The organism is Leptospiraceae bacterium, assembly GCA_024233835.1.
Taxonomy (GTDB): Bacteria; Spirochaetota; Leptospiria; order Leptospirales; family Leptospiraceae; genus JACKPC01.
Genome location: JACKPC010000001.1, coordinates 1678154 through 1704167, shown reverse-complemented (window position 1 = coordinate 1704167; position 26014 = coordinate 1678154). Strand labels below are relative to the sequence as shown.

Here is a 26014-nt window from a genome sequence, read left to right as displayed (position 1 = left end):
ATTATAGACCAGCTTTTTTGCAGGCTTCTTCCACAATTGAATTTTCATTGCCCTGTATTTCTTTTATAAGTCTTGCTCTCTCGCACTCCCATTTATCAACCGGATCCATGCGGTTCCAGGCTTCAAAAAGCTTTCGATTGCTTCCCGATATAATCCCCCTGCGAGGATAAGCTTTATCCATATACATAAAAGTTCTCGCGATATTTCCATAAATAGAAGGCATGGGTTCAGCAATCTTTCCTTTTACTTCAAAATCACACTTCCCAAATTCTCTTTCTTCTCCCGGAATCATATTGTACATATAATTTGAACGATACTGGTTTAGTTCACCTATAGCGGGATGAAGATTATGCATATCGGCTTCCATACGGCGGAATTCTTCACTTACTTTAGAAGCACAACGTCTGCCCTTATAAGGTTTTTCTTTTGATACACAATTTGGATGTCCTTCCCTCCACTCTTTAAAACTTCGGCCAAAGTTTTCAGCTGCGACCACATGTTCCCACTCAATATTCCTGGAACGCTTATTCGAACTTTTCTTGGGTACATATCCACATTCCTCCGGATCTACTCTTTTATCTTCATAGAATTTACATCCACAATAGAAAGTAATTCTATGCTTCTCATAAATTTTCATGAGAAGGTTTTTAGATCGATTAAAACTATAGATCTTTGTATTACCCGAAAGCTTAGAGTTTGAAGAATAATTTGATGACTCAGTCTTTTTTTCGATTTCAATGCCTGTATCACTTTCTTCTTCATTAGATTCTTCTTCTGCCTGTGTGATATCTTTATCCGAAGCATTGTTTTCCTTACAAATTACAAGCCCGAAAGCAAGTAAAAAAAGAAAAGGAAATAGTAAGTTTCTTATCATATAATCCATCCTTGATGTTCTGAGAATCTATATCGATTTTTCTTGTTTTGCAAGATTATTTTTCTATTTTTGCAGAAAGAATTTTTATAAAAATGGGATCTATACAACTTTTCAAACCGAAGGAGAAAATTTTTCTTTACTTTTAATCCCTGAATTGCCTAAAATTTACTTATTTATTTTGATTCAGGAAGGTAGCTTATGTTTAGAACTGCTCTTTTTCTTATGCTTTTTCTCCCGGCCATACTCTTCAGCCAGGAAAAAAACACTTTGCCGATAAATTCGGGCACTAAAAACACTCATGAAGGAGATTCTTTTGAAGGCAGATGGAATTGCGGTGTTTACGGGTATTTAACTCTCTGGAAATTAGAAGCCGGTTCTTACTACGGTTCCTATACATATAAGCAGGGGACCATTTCGGCTTCCGGTAATAATTTTCTCATGAATGGAACCTGGGAACAATTCGATGGAGGTGGAAATGTTCATTTTAGACTTTCCGAAGATAAAATGGAGTTAATCGGTCGCTGGAACTATCACGGAGAAAAATACTGGCAAAAAGTCCCCTGGAATTGCAAACGAGAAACAGAAGAACTATAGTTACACAGCAAAAAACCTCTTTCTATAAGGAATCATTCAATCAATTGAAATGTGAATAGGTAACTACGGGATTCTAAAAACACTACATCTTCCTTCCCACTCGGTAATGCCCGAAATGGAGTATCGAAGATATAGTGTTTATTAAGAAGCTTTCCGGTTTTATCATAAAATCCTAATTCTCCGGAAGCATTCGCTACAAACATTTTCCCTGTATAGAAAGCTGTTTGAAAAACTGTAGGGGTCTTACTCTGTTTCTTTATATCCTGTATAACCTTTCCTTCACTTGATACAAATATAATCCTTTCCGGTAAATTTATAAGAGAATAGCCTTCATCACTTACTGCCATAAAAATTTTATGGGGATACACTCTCGGAAATTTCACATCATATACTTTTTCTCCTTTATTGTTCATCAAACGAAAATAATCGCTATCTTTATAAAGGAAATGAACGGCAGAAAAATTCATGTTCGGGGATAGAGCCGCACTCTTAAAAAAATATAACTCCTTATCATTACCTGCAAATAGTTGAAATAGAGGTTCTGCCTTAGAGTTAATAAGAAAAAGTTCTCCCCCTGCGAACACAATAAAAGCACCTTCTGTATTATTAGAAAAAGCATAATCACTTAAAAAGCGACCATCCATCTTTTCTATTCCGATTTTAGCTCCATTTTTATCAACAGTAATAACCTGGTTATTATCTCCTGATATTAAAAGGCTAAGGTTTCCCTGCCGACTTGTCCTGGGATAACTTTTAAAAGGCATCTTCCAAAGTTTTTCTCCATAAGAAGAATAAAACTCTACATTTTCTCCGATTTTCTCATAAAGCAGGTATCCAGATCCAGTGCTGGGAGTTTCTACTTTTTCTTTTGGTTTTAGTGGAATTTTTTTTCCCGTGCGAAAGGAAAACCATTCAGCAGCTGTCCTGTAACCATTAAATGATTTCTTGGGAGAAAAGGAAAAGCGTTTATCTTCCGGCAAACCCTTAAAACTCTCTTTTTTCCACATCCAATTTGGCTGGACAAAAGAAACGTGAAGTTCTTTTACATTAAAAAAATAAAAAAATAAAAAGAAGAATAAGACTATATTACTAATGAAATATATCAAGTATTTGTTTCCTCCAATTTTTTGTATAAAAGATATAAAGCAATATTCGCTACATACTCCCTGAATAATTCCCGCCGTAAAGGAAGATTAAATTTATGAATTTCAGCTTCTTCTCCCCTATGTTTAATTCCAATAAAAACAAGGCCGACCGGTTTTTGTCGACTTCCTCCACCCGGACCGGCTATACCGGTAACAGAAATAGAATAATCGGAATGATAAAGCTTTTCGAGACCTTCGACCATCTCTCTTGCACATTCTTCCGAAACCGCACCATAATTTATAAGGGTATCTTCACTTACTGAAAGAACATCCCGCTTAATATTATTATGATAAGATACAACGCTACCTAAAAAGTATTGGGAAGAACCAGGAAGATCCGTAATCAATTTGGAGATAAGTCCACCCGTACAACTTTCAGCTGTAGCCAACATTTTTTTCTTATCAGTTAATATTCGGTGAATAGTGGGAAGAGCCTCTTCTTCACTTATCATTTCAACACGAGTATCTAAATTTTCTAATATATCTTTCAGACTTTTCTCTTCATGGGTGTGAAAGGAGAGTTTTACATAACCCGGCCTAGCTGTTATTCCCCATTCGACTCCCTCTTTTTCAATTAAAGGATTATTCTCTATATATTTTCTCTGAAAAACAGTTTCTCCTATTGTCCAGACAAAACGATGAGCAGAATATATCTCTTCCGGAATATACTTTTCTTTTAATATAGGAAGGAACCTATTAGAAAACATGGACATCATTTCACCCGGAACGCCAGGAAAAGCAGCAAGCGAGCAAAATTCATTTAAGTTCACAAAAAAACCTGGTGCAAGACCCACTTCATTTTCTAAAGGCTCAGCACCAGAAGGAATGCAAACCTGTCGCTTAGTCATATCCAGAATATCCGAATAATCCTTCCCTCTCAAACGACTAAAAGCAATGAGTTTTTTTTCGGCTGAAGGAAGGGGAATATAATTAACCTTTAATATATTACATAGTACGGATAAAGTATAATCATCCTGTGTAGAACCAAGCCCTCCGCTCATAAGAATAAGCGATACTTTACTTTTATCCATAACTCTTCTGATTTCTTCTTCGATATACTCCGGCTTATCCGGTAATACAATAATTCGATTCACAATAAAACCAAGTCCGCTTAATTCATTGGCCATCCAGATAGAATTTGTGTCCGTATTCTTTCCGTAAGTAATTTCGGAACCGGTAGAAAAAATATAAATATCGGGCTTCATATTATCCTTCTACCTTTTCAAGTTTCTCGGGTGAAGATATCCCTAAAAGTTTCAAGCCTTCCGAAAGGCAAATTCGACTAAGCTCACAGAGATAAGCCAGACCCTTTCGTTCTTGTTCGCCAGCATCTTTTAGCCGGTTATTCTTTGCCATATAAAACTGTGTAAAAGCCTTACTTAAATTCTGGAGATAATTGCATAGACGATGTGGCTCCATGCTGAGTCCGGCATCATAAGTTTCTTCTAAAAAACGTCCCAGCCAGAAAATAAGTCTCGAACGTTCTTCTGTTAATTCAAGTTTTTTTGCTTCCTCGTAACCACAGGCTTTTCCAACTTCTCGAAAAATGGAACAAATTCTGGCATGTGCATATTGCAAATAAAAGACCGGATTTTTATCTGAATCATCTTTGGCTAGTTCCAGATCAAAATCAAGCGGAGCATCCAGAGTTCTCATGACAAAAAAATAACGACCCACATCTTTTGCATGTTCACCGAGATATTCCAGTAAGTCGGTCATGGTCTGAAACTGACCGAGACGCTTACTCATTTTTAATTTTTCGCCTTTTTCTATAAGGTTTACCTGTTGGGCAATTAATACGCGAAAGGCATTTTCAGGATATGACAGAGATAACATGGCTCCCTTTAGTCTGGCTATATAGCCGTGGTGATCCGGTCCCCAGATATTAATCATTTTATGGAAACCTCTATCCATTTTATTTTTATGATAAGCTATATCAGCAAGAAGATAAGTTGGCCTTCCATCTTTCCGAAGGATCACCCTGTCTTTGTCATCACCATATTTACTTGAAACAAAAAGCTTTTTACCTTCCTCTTCTTTTACATCCCCTGCACGCTCAAGGTTATCTAAAACAGCCAGTACCTTATTAGATTCATGAAGACCGGATTCTAAAAAAAACTCATCAAATTCAACACCAAATTGCTTAAGAGCTTCTTTTTGAGAAGCTAAATTTTCTTCAACTGTCCAGCGAGAAAATTTATCAGCAAGATTCTTATAATCTTTTTTTTCGAGATAATTATCAATTTCCGGTTGATGATTTTTATAAACATTTTTTGCAACGTTGATTAAATATTCTCCCCTATAACCTTCTGAAGGAATATAATTTCCTTTTAAAAGTTCTTCTTCATTTAAGACTTCTTCATCTCCCTGAATTTGTATTGGTTCACCTTTGGACTCCCGGAGCCTTGCAAGACAAGAAAAACCCAGGAGACGAACCTGATTTCCATAATCATTAACATAAAATTCTCGATGCACATCATGACCGATGTGGGAAAGTAAATTGCAAATGGAATCCCCCATGGCAGCAGCTCTTGCGGATACAATGTTCAATGGCCCGGTAGGATTCGCGCTTACAAATTCAAAGTTAATTTTCTGCGAATGCGTAACACTTGCACGCTGAGGTCCATCCGAATAAAGAAATTGGTGTATATAATTTAGTAAGTAGAGAGGTTCAATTCGAAAATTAATAAAACCCGGTTTTGTAAATTCAACAAAAGAAAACATTTCATTCGGCACAAGATACTGTATAACTTTTTCGGCTATATCTTCCGGTTTGCCAGGAAGATGTTTCTTATTTTCCAGAATAAAGGCAGAGGAGTAATCTCCAAATTTTTCATTTCTTGAATATTCCAGACGTATATGCAAATCCTCTAATTTCTTTTCCGGTAAATTATCATTCAGATATTTTTCTACAGCCTGTTGTAAGGTTTCCAGTACGCGATACTTCAATAATTCATTTTCTTTCATTTTGTAATCTCTTTATACGTTCTTCTAATTTTTTTAAAAATCCCTGATAAGAATCCTCAAAATTCAAATTAACCTGCTGCCATTCATCTTCGATGTTTACAAAGACAGAAGATTTGTATTCGTTTATAATACTAAGAATAGGTTTTGGTTTTCCCATTCCGGCATGGCTTACAGGCAAAGTCCTGCTTTTTTCCTTAATTTTCTTTCGATTCATAAAGATCAGACTAAAAAAAATAAAAACGACCGTTAACAAAATAATAAAAGTCTTAACTACGGAATTCATCTTTTCCTCTCAAGTGTGTATATAATACTTGTTCGCTTTTAATATCTCGGTGAATATATGCTCGAATATAAAGATTTAAAAGGTGATCAGCTTCAATCAATAAAGAAGAATGAATATTCATATCTTTTAAAATAGCATATTTCCCATGTATGGCAAGATCTATAAAATTAACGACCTGGGTATTTTCCTGTATATAATTATTACAGGAACGACAGATAATTTCAAGAGTATAAGGATTTAAATGAACCCCGGAGGTTTCTCTATATTCTCTTCCACATTCGTGACAGACGAGTTCATAAGAAATAAGGCCGAGTTCCATGAGAAGTTTCACTTTAAAATAAGGTAAAAGTATAGGATGATACTCTTTTCGATTTAATATATTAAAGCAGGCATACGCAATTTTAAAACCTCTTTCATGGATTTCTCCTTCTGTTAAAAAAATATTCAAAAGCTCACAGAAATAATTTATCAAGAGATATTCGAGATAACTTGATTTGGCATAATCAAAACGCTCAATAAGATTTATCTCTTTCACATTATAGAAATCCCTTTCCCCGTGAAAGTAGTAGTCAAGCGAAATCAAAGAACCTATTTCGCAACTTGCAATAGGTCTTTTTTTACTTTTTTTTATCCCCTTGACTATAAATTTCAGTTTCGGAGACCTGTCCCCCAAAACTGTAATCATGGCATCCGCATCATTCAGGATTTTGGAATAAAGCACCAGACCGTTTTCCTTTCGCAAGGCCATGAAAAACAGTAAAAAAAAGGGCACATCTTTTTACAAGAATCTTATCTTATAAACCTCATTCTAAGCGTATGTGTTTATACAAGAACCTCCGAAAGTGCAGAGAGCAGGCGTAAAACATTTTTTTCTCTGGCACTGTTACCCATTAAACCGATTCTCCAGATCTTTCCGGCAAAGGCTCCGAGTCCCGCCCCGATTTCGATTCCATATTCAAGAAGAAGTTTTTTTCGAATACCGGCCTCATCGATACCTTTCGGAATTTTCACTGCATTTAGAGGGTAAAGACAATATTCTTCTTCCACAGCATATTCGATTCCCAGTTTTTGTAGACCTTTTTTTAGTTGCAGATAAGCCTTTTCATGTCTTTGAAACACTGCCTGCAAACCTTCTTCTAAAACCATTACTAAAGATTCATGTAAACCATAAAGTGCATTAACAGGAGCCGTGTGGTGATAGGTACGTCCTGAACTTCCATCCCAATAAGAAAGAAGCTGTTGTAGATCTAAAAACCAGTTTTGAACTTTTCTCTTTCTTTGCTTTACGATACTGACCGCATCTTCACTGAAAGTAACAGGTGAAATTCCGGGGGTACAGGAAAGGCATTTCTGGGTTCCTGAATAGGCCGCATCGATTTGCCATTCATCAACTTTTACCGGAATACCGGCAAGAGATGTCACCACATCCACAACTGTAAGCATTCCGGCCTCTTTTGCAATACGACAAATAGCTTCTGCATCTGTTCTGGCGCCGGTGGAAGTTTCTGCATGAACAAAAGCAACAAGTTTTGCTTCAGGATTCTGTCGTATAGCTTCTTTTACTTTTTCGGGATCTACAGGTTTTGTCCATTCATCATTAACCGGAATCACATTCCCACCACATCTCTCTACATTTTCCGACATGCGTAACCCGAAGACACCGTTTCGACAAACGATGGCTTTATCACCGGATTCGAGGAGATTTACAAAGCAAAACTCCATACCAAGACTTCCCGGGCCGGAGAGGGGAAATGTGACTTTATTTCTTGTCTGAAATAATTCACGAAGCATTTCTTTCAAACTTTCCATCATCTGGCTGAATTCCGGATCAAGATGCCCCACAGTCGGTCTTGCCATTGCATGTAATACCCTGTGATGAACATCCGAAGGTCCAGGACCCATAAGCATTCTATCCGGTGGAGAAAATGAGGAAATTTTCATAAACTAAAAGCTCCTTTTTATCTACAAGCTTCTAATCAGGCAGAATTCTTTCAAGGGGAAATACGAAGAATATCTTTTCTTGTTTATTTCCCCAAGCAAAAACATATCAGAATAAAAAAGTCTTTTCAAATTTCTTTTAAACTTTATATGTATCCTGTGAAGCAAGGATTTCTAATACTCTTATTACTGCTCATCCATTCCTGTGCGGTGCTGGATCAAAAGAACCGGGTTATTCTACAGGGACTTGATGCAGGTTTTACTCCCAAAACGACCACTGCAAAGATAGCTCTTTCTCCTATCAGTATTCCAATTGGCTTTACTGCTTTTATGATCGACGGACTGGTTCTACACCCTTTTTTCAGTCTGCCCTGTGCAATAGATGACTCTCTCTGGGCTTTTAAAGAAGTTCCGAATACTTATATTTTAGAACTTATTGTATTTCCGATGAGAATCGTTACCATGCTGGCTACCTTTGCAGGTTCTGAAGTTTTTAGAACCTCCATTCCCATCCCTTATTCCTGTGGTACAATCTAATGCGTAAACTAATAATAAGTCTTCTATTTCTTTTTCAATCCTGCGCACTTACTAATGTAAACCATTTATCCAGTACCAACTGGTTGGACAGAAAAATCACTCCCAATCATCGTACCGGACAGTGGCTTATGACCCCGGTTTATATCCCGGCCTGTGTGCTTACTTTAAGCATAGATAACTTCCTCATCGCTCCGGCTGTTCATTTACCTAAAACATATAGACGTTCCGAAGATTACCTGTTTCACGACTTTGGTTATTATACCAACATGGGTACACTGCCAATTCGAATTGCTCTTCTCCCTGTTTTCTCTGTTAGCTATTGGATGCTGAGTACAGTCTTCGTGGGAGATAGCGAATACTGGCCGGAATGGGGAAAACAATGGGAAAGAGATATGAACGGAAAACTCTTAGGCCCGATAAAGGAAAAGACCGATGAAGACATTCAAAATTAGTTTACTTATCTTCTTCTGTTCAATTCTAAGCCAATGTGGCTACTGGCATAATCCGAGATTTACAAAAGCCTATGCCGAAAATGCAATACCGGATTCATTAACTGTAAACCTTGTCATCTGGCCAATTCATCTGGGTGCTTTTGCCGTTTGCGGAGTCATTGATCAGAGCATTCACAGTATAGAAATTATTCCCGATGCCGGAATCGATGCAGCGGATTATTTTTTTCTTCGAGGAAATGGAAGAAATATTATGTTAGAAAGAACAATTGCCGTTCCAAAAACTTTAGCCACTCCTCTGATTTTTGTTCTATCTTATACTACTCGCTGGATTTACCCTATGTCCTCAGATACAAGACCCTTTGAACAAAAATAGTCTATACTGATATTAATGAACAGCAGGCAAAAAGCCCGCTGTATAGGAAATATTCTATTTTCTTAATATATAATCTTCTTTGGATGAAGGAGAATTACGAATAAAGAGCCTTCTCTGTGCATCTACTCCGAGTAAAAGTTGATACAGATCAGTCAAAATCTGGCGAGAAGAATAATAACCATGATTTAAGCCTATCAAAGAATCATCTACCTCGTTCACATTAATCATATCTACACCGGAAATTTTTTCACAGGAACCAATTCTTTCATTCTCATTCACCTGCCTGGAAGCTACAAGGGCCTTATCGCCGGGTGAACAATAAACCGTAATTCGCTTGGACGCTTTCTTCAGGTTTCCTTTGATAGAATGAAATTCAGTTGTAGGAAAATCAGGAGCATTCAATATTAATTCTTCTATAAAAGAATCGGGCTTCTCTTTAGATAATTCCGAAATAGCAGGAAGGACAATCTGGTGTCCCATAGAATGCACGATCACATGCACTTTCTTTCCTGTAGAACTAATATCTCTAAGAATTTGTTTTACCATCGGAATAGTACCCTTTGCATTTTGTTGATTCGCTTTGTAGGTTCCATTAATATTCAACTTCTCAAAGATACCTCCCGTAGGTCCCGCAGGCCAGGTATACAGGACGATTTCTCCGGGAAACTTCAGGTCATATTTCATCTGAGCAGCTCTTAAAACAGCTTCCTCAAATAAAACATTAAATCCATGAACAAATAATATGACTTCGTCATGTTTACTGTTTTTTACTTTTTCTATCCACTGAGTGGAGGTGATGGGAGTAAAATCAGTAAACTTAAAATACTGGTTAGAATCTCCATCCTGATTGGAATCAAGGGTTCCAATTTCATGTTTCATAGGAACGCTGATATCACAAACCCCGTAGCTCGTACCTTCATTAAAATTGGGGGAAAAGTAACTATTGGAACACTTTGGAACCGAGGTTCCGGATACAATACGCCGATTCGTTGCAAAAACAACCGGAAGGGTCTGGGTTCTATCAAAAGGTTGGTTTATTCTTTCATTCAGATATTCTTTAACTGCGTTTGCATCTGCCTTTTTCGGAATTATATTTGTATTCGTCGTACAACAGCTCTGCACGATAAGTGTCGTTACAAAAAAGGACACAGATAGGATTTTTTTCATACACACTCCAAAAGATCTTATTTATATCTAAGACCTTTCAAGTATTTCTTGGGGTCAACGGTTTTCCCGTTTTTTATGACCTCAAAGTGTAAGTGGGCTCCAAAACAATAACCGGTACAGCCGGAACGAGAAATTACTCTTCCCCCCTGTATTTTGTCTCCCCGCTTCACATAAAGCTTAGAATTATGGGCATATAGAGTTTTAAAATTATCGGTATGCTGTATAATAATTACATTTCCGTAACCACCCATCCAGCCACTATAAATAATTTTACCGGAACGGGCTGCTTTCACAGATTCATAATTGGCCTTTAAATCTAAAGCATCATGAAAGTGAGAACGAGGATAGGTTCTGTAAGCATAATCGGAAGTTATCACCCTTGAAGATACCGGTAAATACCAGGTAGGTTCCGGTACAGGAGCAACTGCTCCCGGAAGAAACACTTTATCCCCCGGTTCAAAAATATCTGCACTTCCCAGCTTATTCTCAATAAGAACATCTCTTACCGAAAGACCGTACTGATCTATCAGTCGTGCCAGACTTTCTCCCTTTTTCATGGTATGAATAAGTCCGTTTCTTCCCGGTAAAAGCACAACGTCACCGGGTTTTAAATTATATTTTCTTCCTTTTTTTACTTCCAGCTCTTCTGCTTTCAGGTTAAATTTCTTCAGGACACTGTTAAGGTTTTCCCCTGTTTTAATGGTATAATGGGTCTTTTTCATGAACTCATTGTCATCTTCAGAGGCATTCAAAATAGCACGCTTTTGCTCTTCTGTTTCCCGCAGGTAGATATCATCCGCATTTTTTGCTTCCATATCCCGTATATCATTTTCTACGGCTTCCGTATTAGAAAGAATCGGATCCGGCTTTAAACCGGCTGAAGTATGAATGGGTCCAAAGCCCAAAAAAGCAGTAATAGAAAAAGCTGATAAGAAAAGAGGAATCAATTGGAAACGCCGCTTTTTAAAATCCAGAGAACCAAAAAAAAGACGGCTTTTTAACTTATAGGAAAAATGAAAGCTGGCAGAACCCAAATAAATAAGGGTAGCATTAGAGGTTCGAAGAATCTCATGACCATGAGTCAATTTTCTGGGTTTTAAAAAAATCATTCGCTTTCAATTATAAAATTAAGATAGTAGAACAGGTTCATAGTAAAAGAAAGTTAATTTATTTCAAGAATAAATTTCAGATAATCTCCCTATAAAAAATGCTTTATCTCATCTGAGAAATTTTACTTTTTAACAAGCACATAAAACTTTTCCTTGAAAGAAAGCTCGGTTCCACCATAACCGATTTTACATTCATTTTCGTATAACTTACCGGGTAACCAGCTTCCATTGTGTTTCAAGACACAAAGAAAAAAGAGATTTCCGATACTTCCTCCGGCAGTTATAGCATTTTTTGGTGTATTCCCTTTAAAAGCTTTTAAACTCACTTCACTACCATGAAAAAAAAGTTCAAATTCGGAAAAGAGGATCTCCTTTCCATCTACCGAAATAATACACTTTCCGTCTCTCATCCTTCCGGGATGAAGAATATCTTTGTACTCGGCCCGACAGATATAAACTTCTTTTTTACTACCATCCGGAAACCTTTCTTCCAGACCCACCCATTTAGCCCGATGCGGAACTTTTCCGGTATATTTTACCCAGCCAATAAAACCTGCCTCAAGAGATAGAGTGAGGAGAAAAAACAAAAATACTAAACTTCTTTTCATGTATTTTTACGTAGAGCAATCCTCTTTAAGAAAATAGAAATTAACTTATTAACATCTGCAGATTTCTCCCTGTGAATCCAGTGGTTAGCATCAATATAACGAATATCTACCTGCCTGGCAATTTTATCTATATTTTCATAGGCTAATTTAGTAATCGCTAAATCCTTTTCTGCCCCTATCACGGTTATCGGTACAGCAATAGGTTCTTCGGGTAAGGGTGGAAGCCCTCCCTGTATTAATTCACGGTACAGGTTTATCGGCCCTACAGAAGTAGAAAGGATTTCTTCCCGGCTGAAATGACGAATATCATCTGATTCGGGAAGACCGCTTTGAGAAAACAGGATATTCCACATCATCTCCGGAGAAGAATAAAGAAGAAATTCGGGAATCCGGGGAATTTGTAAAAAAGCAACATACCAGGACTTGGCTAATTGATCAATAGTAGCAAATAAATTAAAGGGATCAAAGCTCTTTATATTATCATAAAGATTTTTTAGAGCCAGGGTAGGATGCGGTCCACAAATAGCGGTGAAAGAAGCCACACGTTTAGCATAAGAAGGAATAGAAATATAAGACCAAAAGATAATAGCTCCCCAGTCATGACCCACTAAATGCACTTTCTCATCTTTTTCTAAGAAAACATTCAACACATTATCCACATCCTGCATAAGGTGGTCGATATGGTATCCTTTACGACTGGGAGGAGGAGTTGAACCTCCGCAACCCCGAATATCAAAAACAATGATCCGGTAATTGTCTTTAAAGGATTCAATTTGATGAGACCAGGTTTTGTGATTATCCGGGTAACCGTGCAAAAAAAGGAGGGTTTCCGGCTTCTCTTCCAAATTCTCCGGTACACTGGTTTTCACCAGAAGTTTTACATCATTGGAATTTATATAATTAATTTTCATGTATTCCTTCCTTAGCCTTTCTTCTTTCTTCAAGATGCATAGAAATAATTAAAATAACCAATCCTACGGAAATACAGGAGTCCGCAAAATTAAAGGCCGGCCATCTTTCAAAATATAAAAAATCGGGCCAATCAAAATCTAAAAAGTCCACGACTCCGGCATATTCTCCCTTGGCCAGATTCGTAGTAATGCCAAATTTAATTCCTCTTCCCGGTGGCATTTTCACGAAAAACTTATCAATAAAATTACCGAATGCCCCTACCAGCACGAGGTTCCATCCCCAGGCATTTCCCTGATCGTGGAATGCCAGTCTGTATATAAACAGGATTATAATGGCAATACCTGTAGTAATAATCGAGGGAAGGAGATTATCCTGAAATAGACCAAAAACATAACCGGTGTTAAATGTCAGAGTTATACGAAAAACTCCACCGAAGACATCCAGACCATCGTGAAGTTTAAAGTTTTGAACGATTAAATATTTGCTTAAAAGGTCGATAAAAACCCCAATCGCAATAAAGATCAGGTAGGAAGGACGGAAGACCTCCCAAAAACTCTTTTTAAAAACTGGCATTAGATCCTCTTTTTACAGTTTATATCATTTCGTCTATCTTTTACTTCTATCGATAATCGAAAAATGTCATTTTCGGTTTTTAAATAGGGAGAGTATAAGTTTCAAACCAAAGAAACCGGAAATAAAATAAAAAATATAAGAACTAAAGAATTCTTTTTTCTCAAAGAAAAAGTTTCCAAAGTGCAGAAGTCCTAAAAATAGGGCCGTATAGATAAGCTGATGAACCAGAATTTCTATCACCCTGGTCTGCTTTTCAATATCAGAATTTCGGAAGGTAATCCTTCCCCGATTCAACTTCACTAAAGCATGGTGTAAATCGGAAGGTAAAGAAAGGGCATCTGCCGCTATATCCATCCCCTCTTCTCTTGCAATCTCTGCCAGACGGGACTCATCTCCACCCACCAGAGAGAAAAAAGGTTGTTTTGCGTAATCAAAAACCGTTCTATATGGATCCAGCCAGGCTGCATGACCGACCAGCATGGCAAATACTCTTTCTAAAAGAATATAGTTCGGTGGAATACGGGCAATTTTCAAAAGCTGTCCGAGACTTGTATTGATTCCTTTTAAAAACTCCCTCATCTCTCCCGGCTTCATCTGCTCAAGAGAAATATTCCGAAAATACTCGGTGTCTGTAGTAAACTTGTTTAAGCTCTCAATAGCATATTTGGCAATTTGCTCCAGTTGCTCTTTATTGGCTTCTGTAGAAAAAAAGCCCATGTCTTCCATGGAGTCTATTACCCCGTAATAATCCTGCCGAACAGCCGATACAAGAAGCTTACGCAGTCCCTGTTGCATGGACTCAGGTATTTGCCCGACCGAGCCAAAATCAATAAAACAGAGCTTCCCCTCCGGAGTATAAATCAGGTTTCCGGGGTGTGGATCTGCATGAAAAAAACGGTGCTTGAATATCATTAAAATATAAGCCCGTAATAAAAGTGCGAGGGGTTTGGAACGCTTAGAATTCTTGTAACGGGCACTCAGGGTATCGGAAATTTTCACTCCTTCAACAAAACGAGTTACAAGCACTCCCTTACTGATATACTTATGATAAACTTCCGGAAAAATAATATCCTTTTCGTTCTGAAAAAGACGGGTCATCTTTAAAATGGCCTCTGCTTCCAGAGAAAGATCCATTTCCCTGGAAATAGATTCCTCGACTTCCCGATGAAGACGCCTGTAATCAAAATGAAAAATGAGGCGGTTTAATCGCTTCATAATGAAGAGAATGGTTTTTAAATCCTTCTCCACCACTTTTTCAATGTCCGGATACAGGATTTTAACCGCGACCTTTTGTTCATTAATCCAGGCTATATGAACCTGAGCCATAGAGGCAGAAGCTAGAGGTATTTTTTCAATCTGAGGAAAAGCCGTTTCAATAGAAACCTGGAACTCTTTCTTAAAACGTTCTTCGATTTCTTCAAAAGAATGGGCGGGTAGTCTGTCCTGCAAATCCTGTAAGCGGGAGGTAAAAACTTCGGGAAGAATATGAATCAGGTTCGACAAAAACTGTCCCAGCTTGATATAAACTCCCCCGAGTTTTATAAATAAATCTTTTAGTCTCTCCCCCAGAAGGGTATACAGTTTTTCTTCTCGTAAAGAATACACTTCCTTACTATAAATTCGACGGGCAACTTTAAAATGCCAGATAAGCAAGAAAATATGTTTGATATAAAAGAAATAGACAAGCAAGAAGCGGGAGAAAAAGTTCTTATCCCGATAAGAAAAAGCTCGAGCCTCGTTACTTTTTCTTTTGTGATTTGATTGAGTGCCTGTCACGATGTTTATGTAAGTTCTGGGAAATCAAATAAAATAGCAAGTAATTATTTGTGGGTGTCCAAATCCGTCTTTAAATACTTCAAGGACAGGTTGTATACTTCAAGAGTGTGTGGGTGTATACACTGTCTTTTTTCGATCAATTCTTCCATTACATGCATGGCTTTCAAGTAGGTTCCGTAGTTTAAATCTCGACAGGTTTCATTGACCCAATCTTCGTACCGAGGGTGCGACATGGCAAAATGGGAACCCAAAAAATCAGAGACATATACAATCTTTTCCAGAAGACCCATCTTTCTATCTCCGAGGGTATGGCTTTTTACAGCTGAAAGAATCTCTCTATCATCCAATCCATACTTTTCACGCAAATAAAGAGCTCCACTAAAAGCATGAAAAGCCGGTAGTGGAATTTCTTCTGAACGATAGTTCAGATTATTTCTTTCAAATAGCTCTATGTGAAAATCACGAGACTTCTGCTTGGTAATATCGTGTACGATTCCGCAAAGATAAGCTTTTTCCGCATGGGGATAAGCATGAGAAAGAGCCAGTTTTTCAGCCAGGCTGGCTACCTTCAGGCAGTGCTCATAACGCGAATGACTTACTTCTTTCTGAATTTCGTTCTTAAAAAATTCTGTATTATAAACGGCTTTTTTCATATATAAAGTTCTCTTTGTTTGATATAAGAATAGACCCCTTCACTTAAACCTTCCGGCCTTCCTCCACTTCCAAGCTCTTTCCGTATGGCAGAAGAACTATAAGGCAAAGGCTCATTACGCAAAAACAAAACCTTTTTTTCGTCCATACCATCCGGAATCCCGGCAGAAAAACCCGGTCTTTGAAATACCAGAAGCCCGGCTAAACGAAGAATTTCATCCGAGTCTTTCCAGTCCATAAAACGTTCGAGACTATCCGAACCCAGAAGAAATTGAAGTTCTTCTCCGGGAAGCTCCTTTTCAAACCTTTTTAGGGTATCGATGGTGTAACTTTTTTCGGTTTCTCTTTCTAACTCAAGATTGGAAATTCGGATATCTTCCTGTTCTTCTTTCACCAGTATTTCCAGCATACGAAGAAGGTCTTTTTTTTCTACATTTTTCTTTTCTTTAAACGGGGAAAGACGGTTCGGTACCAGGTATAAAGTTTTGGCTTCCGGGAACTGCTTCCAGAAACTCCGAATGATACCCAGATGACCGAGGTGCGGAGGGTCGAAACTCCCTCCGAACAGACCTATCATCTACCGAACCTGCCCTCTTCCCTTCAGTACGGTCTTGGTCGTTGTCAGATGCATAAGCCCCATAGGCCCGCGAACATGAAGCTTTCCGGTAGAAATACCCACCTCTGCTCCGAGTCCAAACTCACCTCCATCGTGAAAACGAGTAGAACAGTTTACGAAAACCGCCGCCGAGTCTATAGAAGAAGTAAATTCCTCTATATTCTCATAACTCTCTGATAAAATCGCTTCTGTATGACCGGAAGAATAGGTTTCAATAAAATCAATGGCTTCCATTAGAGAAGAAACCGTTTTTACCGACAGCTTAAGGTCAAGGTACTCGGTTTTATATGCTTCCTCATCGGCTTCTTTCAAACCCGGTAAAAGATTTCTCAGGGGCTCATCCACATATAATTCTACTCCTTTTGCCTGTAAAGCCGAAAGAAGCTCCTTTGTACGGGGATAATCTTTATGAATAATCAGGTTTTCGAGGGCATTACAGACACCGGGTCTTTGAACTTTTGAATTTATAACGACTTCTATCGTTCGTTCGGGAATTGCCGAGCTATCGACAAAGAGATTACAAACACCTTTATCATGTTTTACTACCGGAATTTCCGAGTTCTGGCTCACAAAACGAATCAGGCCCTCTCCACCTCTCGGCACAACCAGATCTATAAACTGAACCTGCTTTAAAAGGGGAATCACCAGGGAACGGTCAGTTCTCTCGATTAGAATAAGAGAATCTTTTTCCAGGCCTAAGTCGTCGAGGCTTTTCCGAAAAATTTCAGCTAAGGCCCGATTGGAATGGATGGCCTCGCTTCCACCTCTCAGGATTCCCACATTGCCGGATTTAAAGCAGAGAGCTCCTACATCAATTGTCACATTGGGTCTGGATTCATAAATTACCAGAACAACTCCTATCGGAACCTGTTTTGTGATAAGCTCCAGACCGTTAGGAAGCTGGGTCCCCCGCACAACTTCTCCCACCGGATCGGGCAGATTTGCAATATCCTCGACAGATTTCGCCAGGGCTTCTATACGACTTTCATTCAATAAAAGCCTATCTAAAAGACTGGATGATAGAGCTTTCTTTTTCCCATCTTCCAGATCCTTCTGGTTTTCCTGAATTAGAAAGCTTTGATTTTCCCTGATAGACCGGGCGAGACTTCTTAAAAAACGGTTTTTATCCCCGGTTTTCAGACTTCTTAAAAAGCGAGAAGCTTTTTTCGCCCTTTTGCTGATGTCTTCGATATAAAGTAAATCTTCCGAGTTTATTTCCATCGTATTTCCTACTTCTTCTTAAATTCCCTGCGTAAAAACTGAATTGTATCTTCTCCCTGAGGGTTTGCCTTTTCCGTCTTCGGAACAATCAAAGTACCCAGACGGTTTTCGGTCATGAGTCTGTAGACTGCGTTTTTTTCTTTTCCATTAATAATGGCCGTTGGAATCCCGTATTTTGCCAGTATTCCTCCTGCTTTTAGCTTTGTGTGCATTCCTCCGGTTCCCGGCCCCTCCGGCCCGTGAGCAAAAGAAAGCTCCTTTTCCTCCACCCCTTCCAAAAAAGAAATGAGTTCTCCTTCCTTTAAAAAACCATCCACTCCTGTTAGAATAATCAGAAGATCGGCAGATATGACAAGACTGACCATGGCTGATAACAGGTCGTTATCTCCAACTTTTATTTCGTCGGTAGCAATGGAGTCATTTTCATTTACAATGGGCAATATATTCCAGCTTAAAAGCTGCTCAAAAGTATTGTGTAAATTCTCTAAACTATGGGGCTCTAAGACCTGGGGTTCTCCGAACAGGATCTGGGCGATGTTGATATTCACCTTGGAGAAAAAGCTTTCGTATAATTTCATCAAACGACTCTGACCGATAGCCGCAAGAGCCTGCTTTTCCTTTAGACCGGGTTCTTTCAGGCTCATAAGATCAGGATTTTCGTATTTTTCCAATACCCGTTTCCCCTGCGCAATCGCACCGCTTGACACCAGGGTAATCTGCTTTCCCTGATCCCGAAGTTGTCTCACATCGCTGCATAAACTAAACAAGAAATCGTTTGTTTCTTCAAGACTCGCAGCTATTCGAGCCGAACCTATTTTAATTACAATTCGTCTGGCTTTTTGTATAAGCCCGGAAAAGTGTTCTCTATTCATAATAAAGATTTATCAACTCAGCTTGGGTTTTATTCTTCCTCTAAGGAAAAGATTTTGCTGTCAATCTTATCCAGCAGAAGATCAAGATTAATTTCCTTTAATGCGGAAATGGGAATGATATTCTCGCTGATAGAAGCATACTTTCTCATCAGTTCTTCTGTATAGTCCTCATCATCCCAGACATCGATTTTATTAAAGACCACGAGAGAAGGCAGTTCTAAAAGTATGGGATTATAGGCTTCCAACTCATGTTTGAGAATTTCAAAATCTGCAGCAATATCAACCGAACTGGCGTCAAAAACATAAAGAATTCCCCGAACTCGTTCAATATGACGCAGAAAGGAAAGCCCGAGACCGTGTCCCTGACTGGCTCCTTCGATAATCCCGGGAATATCCGCTACTGTATAACGAAAGCTGTCACCGTGCCTCCTAACCACCCCTAAATTGGGAATCAGGGTTGTAAAGGCATAACCTGCAATCTTGGGGTGAGCATCCGTAATTTTACTGAGAAGGGTAGATTTACCGGAATTTGGAAGGCCTACAATTCCCAGATCAGCCAATAGTTTTAAAGAGAGAAGGATTTCCTTTTCTTCTCCTTCTTCTCCGGGCTGTGAAAAACGGGGAACCTGATGGGTAGAGCTTTTAAAAAAAGCATTCCCTTTACCTCCCCGACCACCTCTGGCTACGGTAAAGGTCTGTGCATGTTCTAAAAAATCAAAAAGAAGTTCTCCGGTTTCCGCATCGAAAACCTGGGTTCCTACCGGAACTTTTAAAGTAAGGTCGTCTCCTCCTGAACCACTCTGGTTACGGCCATGGCCCTGAATCCCGTCTCCGGCAGAATAGGCTTTTAAGGGCAAGTATTTATCCAGAGTCTGAAGGGCCTGTTCGGAAATGAAGTGCACATCTCCACCCTTTCCTCCGTCTCCTCCATCCGGGCCACCGAATTCTACATACTTCTCTTTCCGAAAAGATACAGAACCGGGGCCTCCATGACCGGAACGAACAATAATTCTAACTTCGTCAACAAACTTGGGCATTCTAATTAACAGGTAAGGGGATATGTTTTGCATCACCCCATAACTTGTCAAGATTATAGTATTCCCTGATTTCTTTGGTCATAATATGCACAAAGACTTCCCCGAAATCTATCAAGATCCAGCCGGAATCACCGGTATTATCCGTCTTCCCCGCTGTTCCCCTTGTTAGTTTATATTTCTTCAGGGAACGAAGAAGGTCCTTGGATACAGCTTTTCCTTGAGTTCCGGTTTTCACCGTACAAATCACAAATAGAGATAAATAAGAATTCACCGACTCCAGATCCAGAATGGAAATATCTTCACATTTTTTATTGTTTAGAATATCTACGATATCCTTTAATACCAGGTTTATATCGGCCTGAATTTTATTGCCGGAATTTTCCTTACTTAACTTTTCCAGTTTTGCTTTCAATATCTTCTCCTAAGAGTATGGTAACATCCAGACCGGACTCTTTTCTAATGAGATGTTTAATTTTTTTGATCCCGAGTATTTCTGCAAGTCTTCTTGAATAACCCGCTTTTCCCGAACGATCTAAAATAATAGACCGTTTTATCCCGGATTTCCATGCATTTTCAGTTGATAAAACTTTAATTGAGTGGGCATTCAATAAATCTTTTGTCTTCTTTGCCAGTCCGTTCACTTCTGTTCCATTTAGTATTTCTACCCTTGCATTTTCTCCGAGACTTTCCTCATCTTTAAAGAGTAAGGACTCCATTTCATGAAAACCCACTCTCGATTGATCGGTCATTAAAGAGAGATAAGTTCTTCCATTTTGTGAAGTTTTTAACTCTCCGGAAGCTTCAAAGACCGTATAAAAAACTTTTCCTCCGGAAATTTTTTTAATAAACCATTCAAACTTTTCACGAGGAAGATTCGTTTCGGCCAGAAAATACAGGTATTGAATTAGCTCCTGGTGTAATTCTCCTCCTAAAAAAGAAAGCTTATCCAGAAGACTTAGAAGGATACTCTGCTGTAAATTTAGTCTCTGTATATAGTTGATAGGTTCAGGTTTCGCCGGCAAGAAAAATAGGTCGACCGCTTCTTCTCCGAATAGTAAAAAATCTCCTTCTTTTCTGGCATACTTCCCCGGTATACGGTGAACATTTGGATCCAGATAAAAGGGTAAACCTCCCAAAAGATCAATAAGCTTAATCAGGTTTTCCGAAGAAAGATTGATATAATATGAAATTTTATGTGAAGTAATCTTTTCTAACTCGCTGGCTGAATAAGCAAAGATTTCCTTTCCGGAAGTATTTTCCAGGATTTCTGTTTTACCCGGAAAGGCTGTAATCGGATTTACAAAATACAGAATAGATTTATTTTTTTTGGGATAAAAAACTACCAAAAAGCTGTATTCCAGCTTCTTACCATCATATCCATTCCAGAGAAGAGTAAAGGCCTCTTCTTCTGTTGGATTTTCTGCAAACTTCTTTCCCTTATCTTTCAATAAATAGAAAGTAATGAGGCTTAGAAGCAGTAAACCGATTACAATTGAAACAGCGTATAATAATTTTCCTGTCTTAATGGGTTTTTAACTCCTTTTCTTTTTGGCTACTTTTTTCTTGGCAGTTTTTTTGAAAACCTGTTTTCCTTTGGATGCTTCCTTCATCAGGGAATCATCTTCCCAGTAATATTCTTCAGAACCCTTACCTTCCTTCAGAAATGTATAATGAGATTCAATCAGGGTTCGGTTTTCATCAGAAAAATTGGCCAATTTTTGAAAGAGAAGTTTTAAGTTCGGATCTTTAAACTTTGCCTTTGTCTTGGTATAAAAAACTCTTCCATCGTCTTCCGCTTTAAGCGTTTTTTCAACCAGCTCTAATTCGTCGCTACTAATATCAGAAGCGGTTATCTTATCCAGACGCTTCATTACTTTTGCGATAGTGGATGTATGAAATTTGTGAATCGGGTTTAATTCCTTAAGATTTGGAAACTCACCAATTCCCTGGATTTTCTTATAAAAATCCTGAATCACTTTTATATGCTCTTCTACATCCTCAGCCAGTTCTGTGAAGAATTTCTTGAGTGCGGAGTCTGTCGTTTTTTCAACGGCCCTGAGATAGAAATCAAACTTATCTTTCTCATACTGAATAGAAGCAGCAATAGCATCGAGCAATTTCGTATTTTTTAAATCTGTCATAAAGCCCCCTGAACGAACAGCTTATCTAATATAAGTTTTCTATACAAGATATTTTCATAAGTTTTCAGGAAAGAAAAGAACTCAAAACAGGACATTGCCAACAATTCTCGGTGAAAACTAAAGAGCTTTCAAATTTCTCCGGGACAGAAGTCTCAGGATTCACTTATTTCATCTACATATTCGCTGAAATCACCTTCATAGTCGGGAAGGAGGGTATGGGTAAACTTGTGATAAATGCTTTGTTCTATATGGTTCGATTTACCTTTCTCAAAAATGTACAGCTTTTTCGAAAAGGGACAGACTACAACTCCAATATCAGTTCCGAACTGCATCCATACATATTGCATTTTCCAGAGAGCGGGCTTCAGGCCATATTTGGAAGAAACTATTTCAATGCTGAGTGTAGGAGCGATGGGACAATTTTTCCCCCATTTTTTTTGCTCCGACTCGGAAGCTTTCCCATAACTGATATAGGAAATATCTGCCATCCTGATTTCGGTTTTACCGGTTTTAGAATCGCTCAACTGATAGGTAGAATTTTCGGGTAAAACTCTACCGGTTTTATTTTTTTTGGCCCACATGTACAGGGAGGCTCCGATTGCCATAGTAATTAAACCAATTGTATAAATCGTTCCCATTTTTATAAAAATCGTCTCCCCTTTTTGTTCAAAGTACAGCTTATCTCTGTTACTTGTAAGCTCCTCAAAGTTTTCGGCAGGAATGAATCCTTCGGGAAATCTTAGCTCAATATATTTTTGTTCGGATAAATCATCTGTAACCCGGATCCCGATACCGTTTTCTTTTCTCAGGTCAATAATGAGGTCATGGTTTAATCGTTGAATTGCCTGCAAGACATCATCGCTCACTCTGCATGTAAGGGGAAGATAAAGCTCCAAACAATCACTGTTCATAGGTGGATAGTTTGATACTATGCGAATTTATAGTCAAGCTTTTTCATCTTTCAAAACCGGCTTTAACCTGAGCACATCCTAATCCCTAAGATACAAGTCTCAGGATTCACTTATTTCATCTACATATTCGCTGAAATCACCTTCATAGTCGGGAAGGAGGGTATGGGTAAACTTGTGATAAATGCTTTGTTCTATATGGTTCGATTTACCTTTCTCAAAAATGTACAGCTTTTTCGAAAAGGGACAGACTACAACTCCAATATCAGTTCCGAACTGCATCCATACATGTTGCATTTTCCAGAGAGCGGGCTTCAGGCCATATTTGGAAGAAACTATTTCAATACTCAGAGTAGGTGCAACTTTAATCTTTCCTGTGCCCCATGATTTTTGTTCCTTTTCATTTACCTTTTCAAAACTAATATAAGAAACATCGGGAATTCTTTTTTCAAGGCTTTCTGTTTCTTCATTATAAAACTCAAATTCGGATTGATCTGAACGCACTCTTCCTGACTTTGTCTTTTTTGCCCAGATGTAAAGGGAGCTAACAATCGCTGCTGTGATTAAACCAATTATACTTCCAAAACCCATTTTTATTCGTATCGTCTCCCCTACCCGTTCAAACCGAAACCGGTGCTCATTGGCTTCATAAAGTTCATCGAAGTTTTCCGGATGAAAAAAGTCCTCAGGAAACTTCAGATCGATGTATTTCTGGCCTGCAAATTCCGGGGTTTTTGGCTTTATAATCACACCATTTTCTTTTACAAAATCTATGATTAAGTCATGGTTTAGAATTTGCAGGATTTTGATTACTTCATCTGTAAGCCTATACTGCCGGGGAATTTGCAGTTCAACACACTCTGTTTCCATAACAGAACAAATTTTGATACTATGCGGATTTTAAGTCAAGCTTTTTCATCTTTCAAAACCGGACTTTTTTAGTCCCGAAATAAGGTGGGTAAAAATTTAAACAAGTAATAGTATTTTCGCATAAAGTCGCAGTGCAAATTTACAAAACTGCACTTTCTTAAAACTCCCATTACGGGATTTGAGTAAGACAAGACCCTTTCTTTTTAGGGCTTGTCTGAAAAAATTGCTTTCTCTTCTCTTTACCCAACTTTAGCTTCTCTCTTCTTTCAGAAAGTATTCTCTCTCGTTTACAGTTTATCACGTCGTAAGGGGCAACATAATCGATAGCAGAATGTAAGCGTTTCATATTTTAGAATTCTACCCACTACCCAAGAGCTTGTTTGGAAGTGGAATCACAAGCTCTTAGCAATACCAGTGCTTTTTACTTTATTTTTTTTGAATCATTCAATCTTTGCCTGTCCAAAAAATAGTTTACACATGAAAGAAGTATAAAATCTTTCTCTTTCTGTGTCTGTGCATTCAAAAAATTAGCTGAACAAAAATACTTCAGAGTATCATCAACTTGCTTACCATTATAACACTGCATCAGAAGCAAAAGTATGAAAGGAATTGTATATTTTAATATCTTCATATAGTAATCCTATCATAAACCTGCACAGTGTGTTATCAAATAAATAACATTATATAACCAACTCCATATATCACCTCTATTTTCAGAAAGAACACAAGCTGTTGTCGCTAAAGTATTTATCTGCTTTAAGCTCATTGTCGAAGCAATTTTCAAGGCACTGAGGTCATCTTTTGTTAATTCAAATAGCTGAACAATGTCGTTAGTATTTACAGAAATATCATTTAATTGGTTCATATCCACCATAATATTAGTTAGATTATTAATGTCTGTATCGGTTAAGGTGATATTTTGTTCTCTGTATAGTTTGTTAGAAGTAAGTCGATCCTGACTTTTCTTGATAACTAACTTTAGTTCTTCAGAAGCAGATAAAGGGGCTTGTTTCCGGAACTCAGTGTTATCTCTGTGTTGGCATCAGCAATTCCCGCTTTAGAGTACAAGGCTTCTTTAAGCCTGTTTTTTAACCCATAACTTCCGGATTTCCTTCGAGGAAAAAAACCCAAAATACTTATGTATAGTAAAAGTTGAGATAAAATCATAGTGAAATTAGTACAAGGAAAAATGAATGAATAGCTCCTTCAGAAAATCTTTCACTGTTTTTAAAAGTCTCGCTATGATGAATTTTGTCCTATAGAAATATTTGCTTTAAATCCATAAGCAATGGCCTGGAATAGCTCTTCCATAGATGAAAATTCAAATATTTCAAATAAGCTTCTTATCTTTTGCCAGAACAATCTTTTTGCATGAAAAGTCCCAAGTGCTTTTCGGAATAATGCACAGCTTGATTGTTGGATCTGATCTACAAGAAAAGCAAGTATCATAAGAGTTGCAAAGTTATTAGACAAATCCTTACTGCCATGTCCATAATTATGTTCAAAGTGATAACCCTGATTTTTTAGAGTATTGAAGGTTTCATTTTCTATCTTCCATCGTGCTCTCGCGATTCGCATCAATTCATAAGCATTTTCTTTTGTAATTTCAATATCTGTAACCCAGCTAAAAGCAATCATATGCTCTTTCTTATCAACTTGCTTATACTCTCAGTAATTCAATGTGGGGAGCATTTGAAAACAGAGAATCCTCTACAAATATTGTTTTTAAATGAGGATGCTCTCTTCTAAAATCTTCAATAAATCGTTTAGAAGCGTTTAACTCACAATCATTTTTTGTTTTCCCATCTTCGTTTGTAATAGGTTCAAACATAAGAGGGATAACTTCTTTCTTATCCGGATGCACAATACAGGCACCATACATCATATGCTGGTAAAGAGTTCCACTTTTATTATTCTTTATAAGACAGCATTCACAATGAATTTTCTCTGAAGAGAAGAATCCGGTTCCGTCTCCGGAAAGAATATAATAATCATCAAGGACACGATAAGATTCGAGAACCTTGCCACGCTGAAGTTTTGAAAAAAGGTTTTTATATATTTTCCTGAAAGCTCCTGTTGAAACTTCATCAACAATTTCTCTCATTTGAGTGTCAGAAGGTATCTCTTGAATCTTGTATATACTTTGAAGATTTTTATTCTTCACTTTTTCTCTTTCAAACTCAAGAAGTGATGCGTTCTTTTGAAAAAAGATAGCAAAGGCTGACATCAAAGCATCTGTTAGAGAAATCGAAGGATTGACCCTGTGGTCTGGAATTTTAGAAAATTCCTCCCGAATTGCTTGATAAAGTCCATCTGCTGATAAATCTACCCGTGCGTGTAACTCGTTTTTGCCTGACATATAGTCAAAAAGACTATATCCCTGTACAGGT

General features: G+C 38.0%; 29 protein-coding genes and 1 pseudogene. 4 read left to right on the top strand and 26 right to left on the bottom strand.

The window, feature by feature from the left end:
* Window position 1: 1 nt before the first annotated feature.
* Window positions 2-874, bottom strand: coding sequence for an endonuclease (locus H7A25_07770; GenBank protein ID MCP5499782.1), 873 nt, complete (start codon window positions 872-874; stop codon window positions 2-4).
* A 198-nt stretch (window positions 875-1072) separates the two neighbouring features.
* Here H7A25_07770 and H7A25_07765 point away from each other — a divergent pair, with 198 nt between their 5' ends.
* Complete coding sequence (locus tag H7A25_07765) at window positions 1073-1468, top strand: hypothetical protein (protein ID MCP5499781.1); 396 nt, start codon at window positions 1073-1075, stop codon at window positions 1466-1468.
* Between the two features lie 32 nt (window positions 1469-1500).
* Here the strand turns inward: H7A25_07765 and H7A25_07760 are convergent, their stop codons facing one another.
* From H7A25_07760 to H7A25_07735, 6 genes are all read right to left on the bottom strand, one after another.
* Window positions 1501-2574: a hypothetical protein gene (locus tag H7A25_07760; protein ID MCP5499780.1), complete on the bottom strand. Its 1074-nt coding sequence runs from the start codon at window positions 2572-2574 to the stop codon at window positions 1501-1503.
* Complete coding sequence (locus H7A25_07755) at window positions 2571-3818, bottom strand: nicotinamide-nucleotide amidohydrolase family protein (protein MCP5499779.1); 1248 nt, start codon at window positions 3816-3818, stop codon at window positions 2571-2573. The genes H7A25_07760 and H7A25_07755 overlap by 4 nt, the downstream gene beginning before the upstream one ends.
* Before the next feature lies 1 nt (window position 3819).
* A complete protein-coding gene (locus H7A25_07750; protein MCP5499778.1) occupies window positions 3820-5580 on the bottom strand; it encodes an arginine--tRNA ligase in 1761 nt (586 codons plus the stop codon).
* Complete coding sequence (locus tag H7A25_07745) at window positions 5567-5794, bottom strand: hypothetical protein (protein MCP5499777.1); 228 nt, start codon at window positions 5792-5794, stop codon at window positions 5567-5569. Before H7A25_07745 ends, H7A25_07750 begins: the two co-directional genes overlap by 14 nt.
* A 52-nt stretch (window positions 5795-5846) precedes the next feature.
* Window positions 5847-6611 (bottom strand): DNA repair protein RecO, encoded by a 765-nt coding sequence (recO, locus tag H7A25_07740; GenBank protein MCP5499776.1) that lies wholly within the window; start codon window positions 6609-6611, stop codon window positions 5847-5849.
* A gap of 74 nt (window positions 6612-6685) precedes the next feature.
* Window positions 6686-7804: an alanine--glyoxylate aminotransferase family protein gene (locus H7A25_07735; GenBank protein ID MCP5499775.1), complete on the bottom strand. Its 1119-nt coding sequence runs from the start codon at window positions 7802-7804 to the stop codon at window positions 6686-6688.
* 156 nt (window positions 7805-7960) lie between these two features.
* Between H7A25_07735 and H7A25_07730 the strand changes: the two genes are divergently transcribed.
* Genes H7A25_07730 through H7A25_07720 form a run of 3 tightly spaced genes read left to right on the top strand, consistent with a single transcriptional unit; the run spans window position 7961 to window position 9163 of the window.
* Window positions 7961-8338 (top strand): hypothetical protein, encoded by a 378-nt coding sequence (locus H7A25_07730; protein MCP5499774.1) that lies wholly within the window; start codon window positions 7961-7963, stop codon window positions 8336-8338.
* The gene (locus H7A25_07725; GenBank protein MCP5499773.1) at window positions 8338-8790 is read left to right on the top strand and encodes a hypothetical protein; all 453 of its coding nucleotides are present in this window, start codon (window positions 8338-8340) and stop codon (window positions 8788-8790) included. The genes H7A25_07730 and H7A25_07725 overlap by 1 nt, the downstream gene beginning before the upstream one ends.
* Window positions 8771-9163 (top strand): hypothetical protein, encoded by a 393-nt coding sequence (locus H7A25_07720; protein ID MCP5499772.1) that lies wholly within the window; start codon window positions 8771-8773, stop codon window positions 9161-9163. The genes H7A25_07725 and H7A25_07720 overlap by 20 nt, the downstream gene beginning before the upstream one ends.
* 54 nt (window positions 9164-9217) lie before the next feature.
* On the opposite strand, the gene H7A25_07715 is transcribed toward H7A25_07720, so the two are convergent.
* The 19 genes and pseudogenes from H7A25_07715 to H7A25_07625 form a co-directional block, all read right to left on the bottom strand.
* Entirely contained in the window at window positions 9218-10330 is a 1113-nt protein-coding gene (locus H7A25_07715) for an alpha/beta hydrolase (GenBank protein MCP5499771.1), read from the bottom strand.
* 17 nt (window positions 10331-10347) lie between these two features.
* A complete protein-coding gene (locus tag H7A25_07710; GenBank protein MCP5499770.1) occupies window positions 10348-11439 on the bottom strand; it encodes a peptidoglycan DD-metalloendopeptidase family protein in 1092 nt (363 codons plus the stop codon).
* Window positions 11440-11561: 122 nt separating this feature from the next.
* Window positions 11562-12047, bottom strand: coding sequence for a DUF3421 domain-containing protein (locus H7A25_07705; GenBank protein MCP5499769.1), 486 nt, complete (start codon window positions 12045-12047; stop codon window positions 11562-11564).
* Window positions 12044-12958: an alpha/beta fold hydrolase gene (locus tag H7A25_07700; GenBank protein MCP5499768.1), complete on the bottom strand. Its 915-nt coding sequence runs from the start codon at window positions 12956-12958 to the stop codon at window positions 12044-12046. Before H7A25_07700 ends, H7A25_07705 begins: the two co-directional genes overlap by 4 nt.
* Window positions 12948-13532, bottom strand: coding sequence for a lipoprotein signal peptidase (locus H7A25_07695; GenBank protein ID MCP5499767.1), 585 nt, complete (start codon window positions 13530-13532; stop codon window positions 12948-12950). The genes H7A25_07700 and H7A25_07695 overlap by 11 nt, the downstream gene beginning before the upstream one ends.
* A gap of 66 nt (window positions 13533-13598) precedes the next feature.
* Window positions 13599-15308 (bottom strand): AarF/ABC1/UbiB kinase family protein, encoded by a 1710-nt coding sequence (locus H7A25_07690; GenBank protein ID MCP5499766.1) that lies wholly within the window; start codon window positions 15306-15308, stop codon window positions 13599-13601.
* Between the two features lie 44 nt (window positions 15309-15352).
* Window positions 15353-15961: a bis(5'-nucleosyl)-tetraphosphatase (symmetrical) YqeK gene (gene yqeK, locus H7A25_07685; GenBank protein MCP5499765.1), complete on the bottom strand. Its 609-nt coding sequence runs from the start codon at window positions 15959-15961 to the stop codon at window positions 15353-15355.
* A complete protein-coding gene (gene nadD / locus H7A25_07680; GenBank protein ID MCP5499764.1) occupies window positions 15958-16536 on the bottom strand; it encodes a nicotinate (nicotinamide) nucleotide adenylyltransferase in 579 nt (192 codons plus the stop codon). The genes yqeK and nadD overlap by 4 nt, the downstream gene beginning before the upstream one ends.
* Window positions 16537-17796 (bottom strand): glutamate-5-semialdehyde dehydrogenase, encoded by a 1260-nt coding sequence (locus H7A25_07675; protein MCP5499763.1) that lies wholly within the window; start codon window positions 17794-17796, stop codon window positions 16537-16539.
* Window positions 17797-17804: 8 nt separating this feature from the next.
* On the bottom strand, window positions 17805-18668 hold the full coding sequence (gene proB / locus H7A25_07670) for a glutamate 5-kinase (protein MCP5499762.1): 864 nt from the start codon (window positions 18666-18668) through the stop codon (window positions 17805-17807).
* 29 nt (window positions 18669-18697) lie between these two features.
* Window positions 18698-19705 carry a GTPase ObgE gene (obgE, locus tag H7A25_07665; GenBank protein ID MCP5499761.1) on the bottom strand — a complete coding sequence of 336 codons (1008 nt, stop codon included), beginning with the start codon at window positions 19703-19705 and terminating at the stop codon, window positions 18698-18700.
* A gap of 1 nt (window position 19706) precedes the next feature.
* Entirely contained in the window at window positions 19707-20069 is a 363-nt protein-coding gene (rsfS, locus tag H7A25_07660) for a ribosome silencing factor (GenBank protein MCP5499760.1), read from the bottom strand.
* 19 nt (window positions 20070-20088) lie between these two features.
* Window positions 20089-21153 (bottom strand): LytR C-terminal domain-containing protein, encoded by a 1065-nt coding sequence (locus H7A25_07655; protein ID MCP5499759.1) that lies wholly within the window; start codon window positions 21151-21153, stop codon window positions 20089-20091.
* 84 nt (window positions 21154-21237) lie between these two features.
* Complete coding sequence (locus H7A25_07650; protein MCP5499758.1) at window positions 21238-21846, bottom strand: ferritin family protein; 609 nt, start codon at window positions 21844-21846, stop codon at window positions 21238-21240.
* Window positions 21847-21998: 152 nt separating this feature from the next.
* Window positions 21999-22757: a Uma2 family endonuclease gene (locus tag H7A25_07645; GenBank protein ID MCP5499757.1), complete on the bottom strand. Its 759-nt coding sequence runs from the start codon at window positions 22755-22757 to the stop codon at window positions 21999-22001.
* Window positions 22758-22856: 99 nt separating this feature from the next.
* Window positions 22857-23624 (bottom strand): Uma2 family endonuclease, encoded by a 768-nt coding sequence (locus tag H7A25_07640; protein MCP5499756.1) that lies wholly within the window; start codon window positions 23622-23624, stop codon window positions 22857-22859.
* 421 nt (window positions 23625-24045) lie between these two features.
* Entirely contained in the window at window positions 24046-24255 is a 210-nt protein-coding gene (locus H7A25_07635; protein MCP5499755.1) for a hypothetical protein, read from the bottom strand.
* Between the two features lie 12 nt (window positions 24256-24267).
* Window positions 24268-24489 (bottom strand): hypothetical protein, encoded by a 222-nt coding sequence (locus H7A25_07630; GenBank protein ID MCP5499754.1) that lies wholly within the window; start codon window positions 24487-24489, stop codon window positions 24268-24270.
* Between the two features lie 374 nt (window positions 24490-24863).
* Window positions 24864-25983 (bottom strand): annotated as a pseudogene (locus H7A25_07625) (transposase).
* Window positions 25984-26014: the final 31 nt, after the last annotated feature.

What these genes read in the sequence shown, in the direction of transcription:
- H7A25_07770 (MCP5499782.1), bottom strand. Translation starts at nt 874, where the DNA reads ATGATAAGAAACTTACTATTTCCTTTTCTTTTTTTACTTGCTTTCGGG.
- H7A25_07765 (MCP5499781.1), top strand. Translation starts at nt 1,073, where the DNA reads ATGTTTAGAACTGCTCTTTTTCTTATGCTTTTTCTCCCGGCCATACTC.
- H7A25_07755 (MCP5499779.1), bottom strand. Translation starts at nt 3,818, where the DNA reads ATGAAGCCCGATATTTATATTTTTTCTACCGGTTCCGAAATTACTTAC.
- H7A25_07750 (MCP5499778.1), bottom strand. Translation starts at nt 5,580, where the DNA reads ATGAAAGAAAATGAATTATTGAAGTATCGCGTACTGGAAACCTTACAA.
- H7A25_07745 (MCP5499777.1), bottom strand. Translation starts at nt 5,794, where the DNA reads ATGAATCGAAAGAAAATTAAGGAAAAAAGCAGGACTTTGCCTGTAAGC.
- recO (MCP5499776.1), bottom strand. Translation starts at nt 6,611, where the DNA reads ATGGCCTTGCGAAAGGAAAACGGTCTGGTGCTTTATTCCAAAATCCTG.
- H7A25_07735 (MCP5499775.1), bottom strand. Translation starts at nt 7,804, where the DNA reads ATGAAAATTTCCTCATTTTCTCCACCGGATAGAATGCTTATGGGTCCT.
- H7A25_07725 (MCP5499773.1), top strand. Translation starts at nt 8,338, where the DNA reads ATGCGTAAACTAATAATAAGTCTTCTATTTCTTTTTCAATCCTGCGCA.
- H7A25_07720 (MCP5499772.1), top strand. Translation starts at nt 8,771, where the DNA reads ATGAAGACATTCAAAATTAGTTTACTTATCTTCTTCTGTTCAATTCTA.
- H7A25_07715 (MCP5499771.1), bottom strand. Translation starts at nt 10,330, where the DNA reads ATGAAAAAAATCCTATCTGTGTCCTTTTTTGTAACGACACTTATCGTG.
- H7A25_07710 (MCP5499770.1), bottom strand. Translation starts at nt 11,439, where the DNA reads ATGATTTTTTTAAAACCCAGAAAATTGACTCATGGTCATGAGATTCTT.
- H7A25_07705 (MCP5499769.1), bottom strand. Translation starts at nt 12,047, where the DNA reads ATGAAAAGAAGTTTAGTATTTTTGTTTTTTCTCCTCACTCTATCTCTT.
- H7A25_07700 (MCP5499768.1), bottom strand. Translation starts at nt 12,958, where the DNA reads ATGAAAATTAATTATATAAATTCCAATGATGTAAAACTTCTGGTGAAA.
- H7A25_07695 (MCP5499767.1), bottom strand. Translation starts at nt 13,532, where the DNA reads ATGCCAGTTTTTAAAAAGAGTTTTTGGGAGGTCTTCCGTCCTTCCTAC.
- yqeK (MCP5499765.1), bottom strand. Translation starts at nt 15,961, where the DNA reads ATGAAAAAAGCCGTTTATAATACAGAATTTTTTAAGAACGAAATTCAG.
- nadD (MCP5499764.1), bottom strand. Translation starts at nt 16,536, where the DNA reads ATGATAGGTCTGTTCGGAGGGAGTTTCGACCCTCCGCACCTCGGTCAT.
- H7A25_07675 (MCP5499763.1), bottom strand. Translation starts at nt 17,796, where the DNA reads ATGGAAATAAACTCGGAAGATTTACTTTATATCGAAGACATCAGCAAA.
- proB (MCP5499762.1), bottom strand. Translation starts at nt 18,668, where the DNA reads ATGAATAGAGAACACTTTTCCGGGCTTATACAAAAAGCCAGACGAATT.
- obgE (MCP5499761.1), bottom strand. Translation starts at nt 19,705, where the DNA reads ATGCCCAAGTTTGTTGACGAAGTTAGAATTATTGTTCGTTCCGGTCAT.
- H7A25_07650 (MCP5499758.1), bottom strand. Translation starts at nt 21,846, where the DNA reads ATGACAGATTTAAAAAATACGAAATTGCTCGATGCTATTGCTGCTTCT.
- H7A25_07645 (MCP5499757.1), bottom strand. Translation starts at nt 22,757, where the DNA reads ATGAACAGTGATTGTTTGGAGCTTTATCTTCCCCTTACATGCAGAGTG.
- H7A25_07640 (MCP5499756.1), bottom strand. Translation starts at nt 23,624, where the DNA reads ATGGAAACAGAGTGTGTTGAACTGCAAATTCCCCGGCAGTATAGGCTT.
- H7A25_07635 (MCP5499755.1), bottom strand. Translation starts at nt 24,255, where the DNA reads ATGAAGATATTAAAATATACAATTCCTTTCATACTTTTGCTTCTGATG.
- H7A25_07630 (MCP5499754.1), bottom strand. Translation starts at nt 24,489, where the DNA reads ATGAACCAATTAAATGATATTTCTGTAAATACTAACGACATTGTTCAG.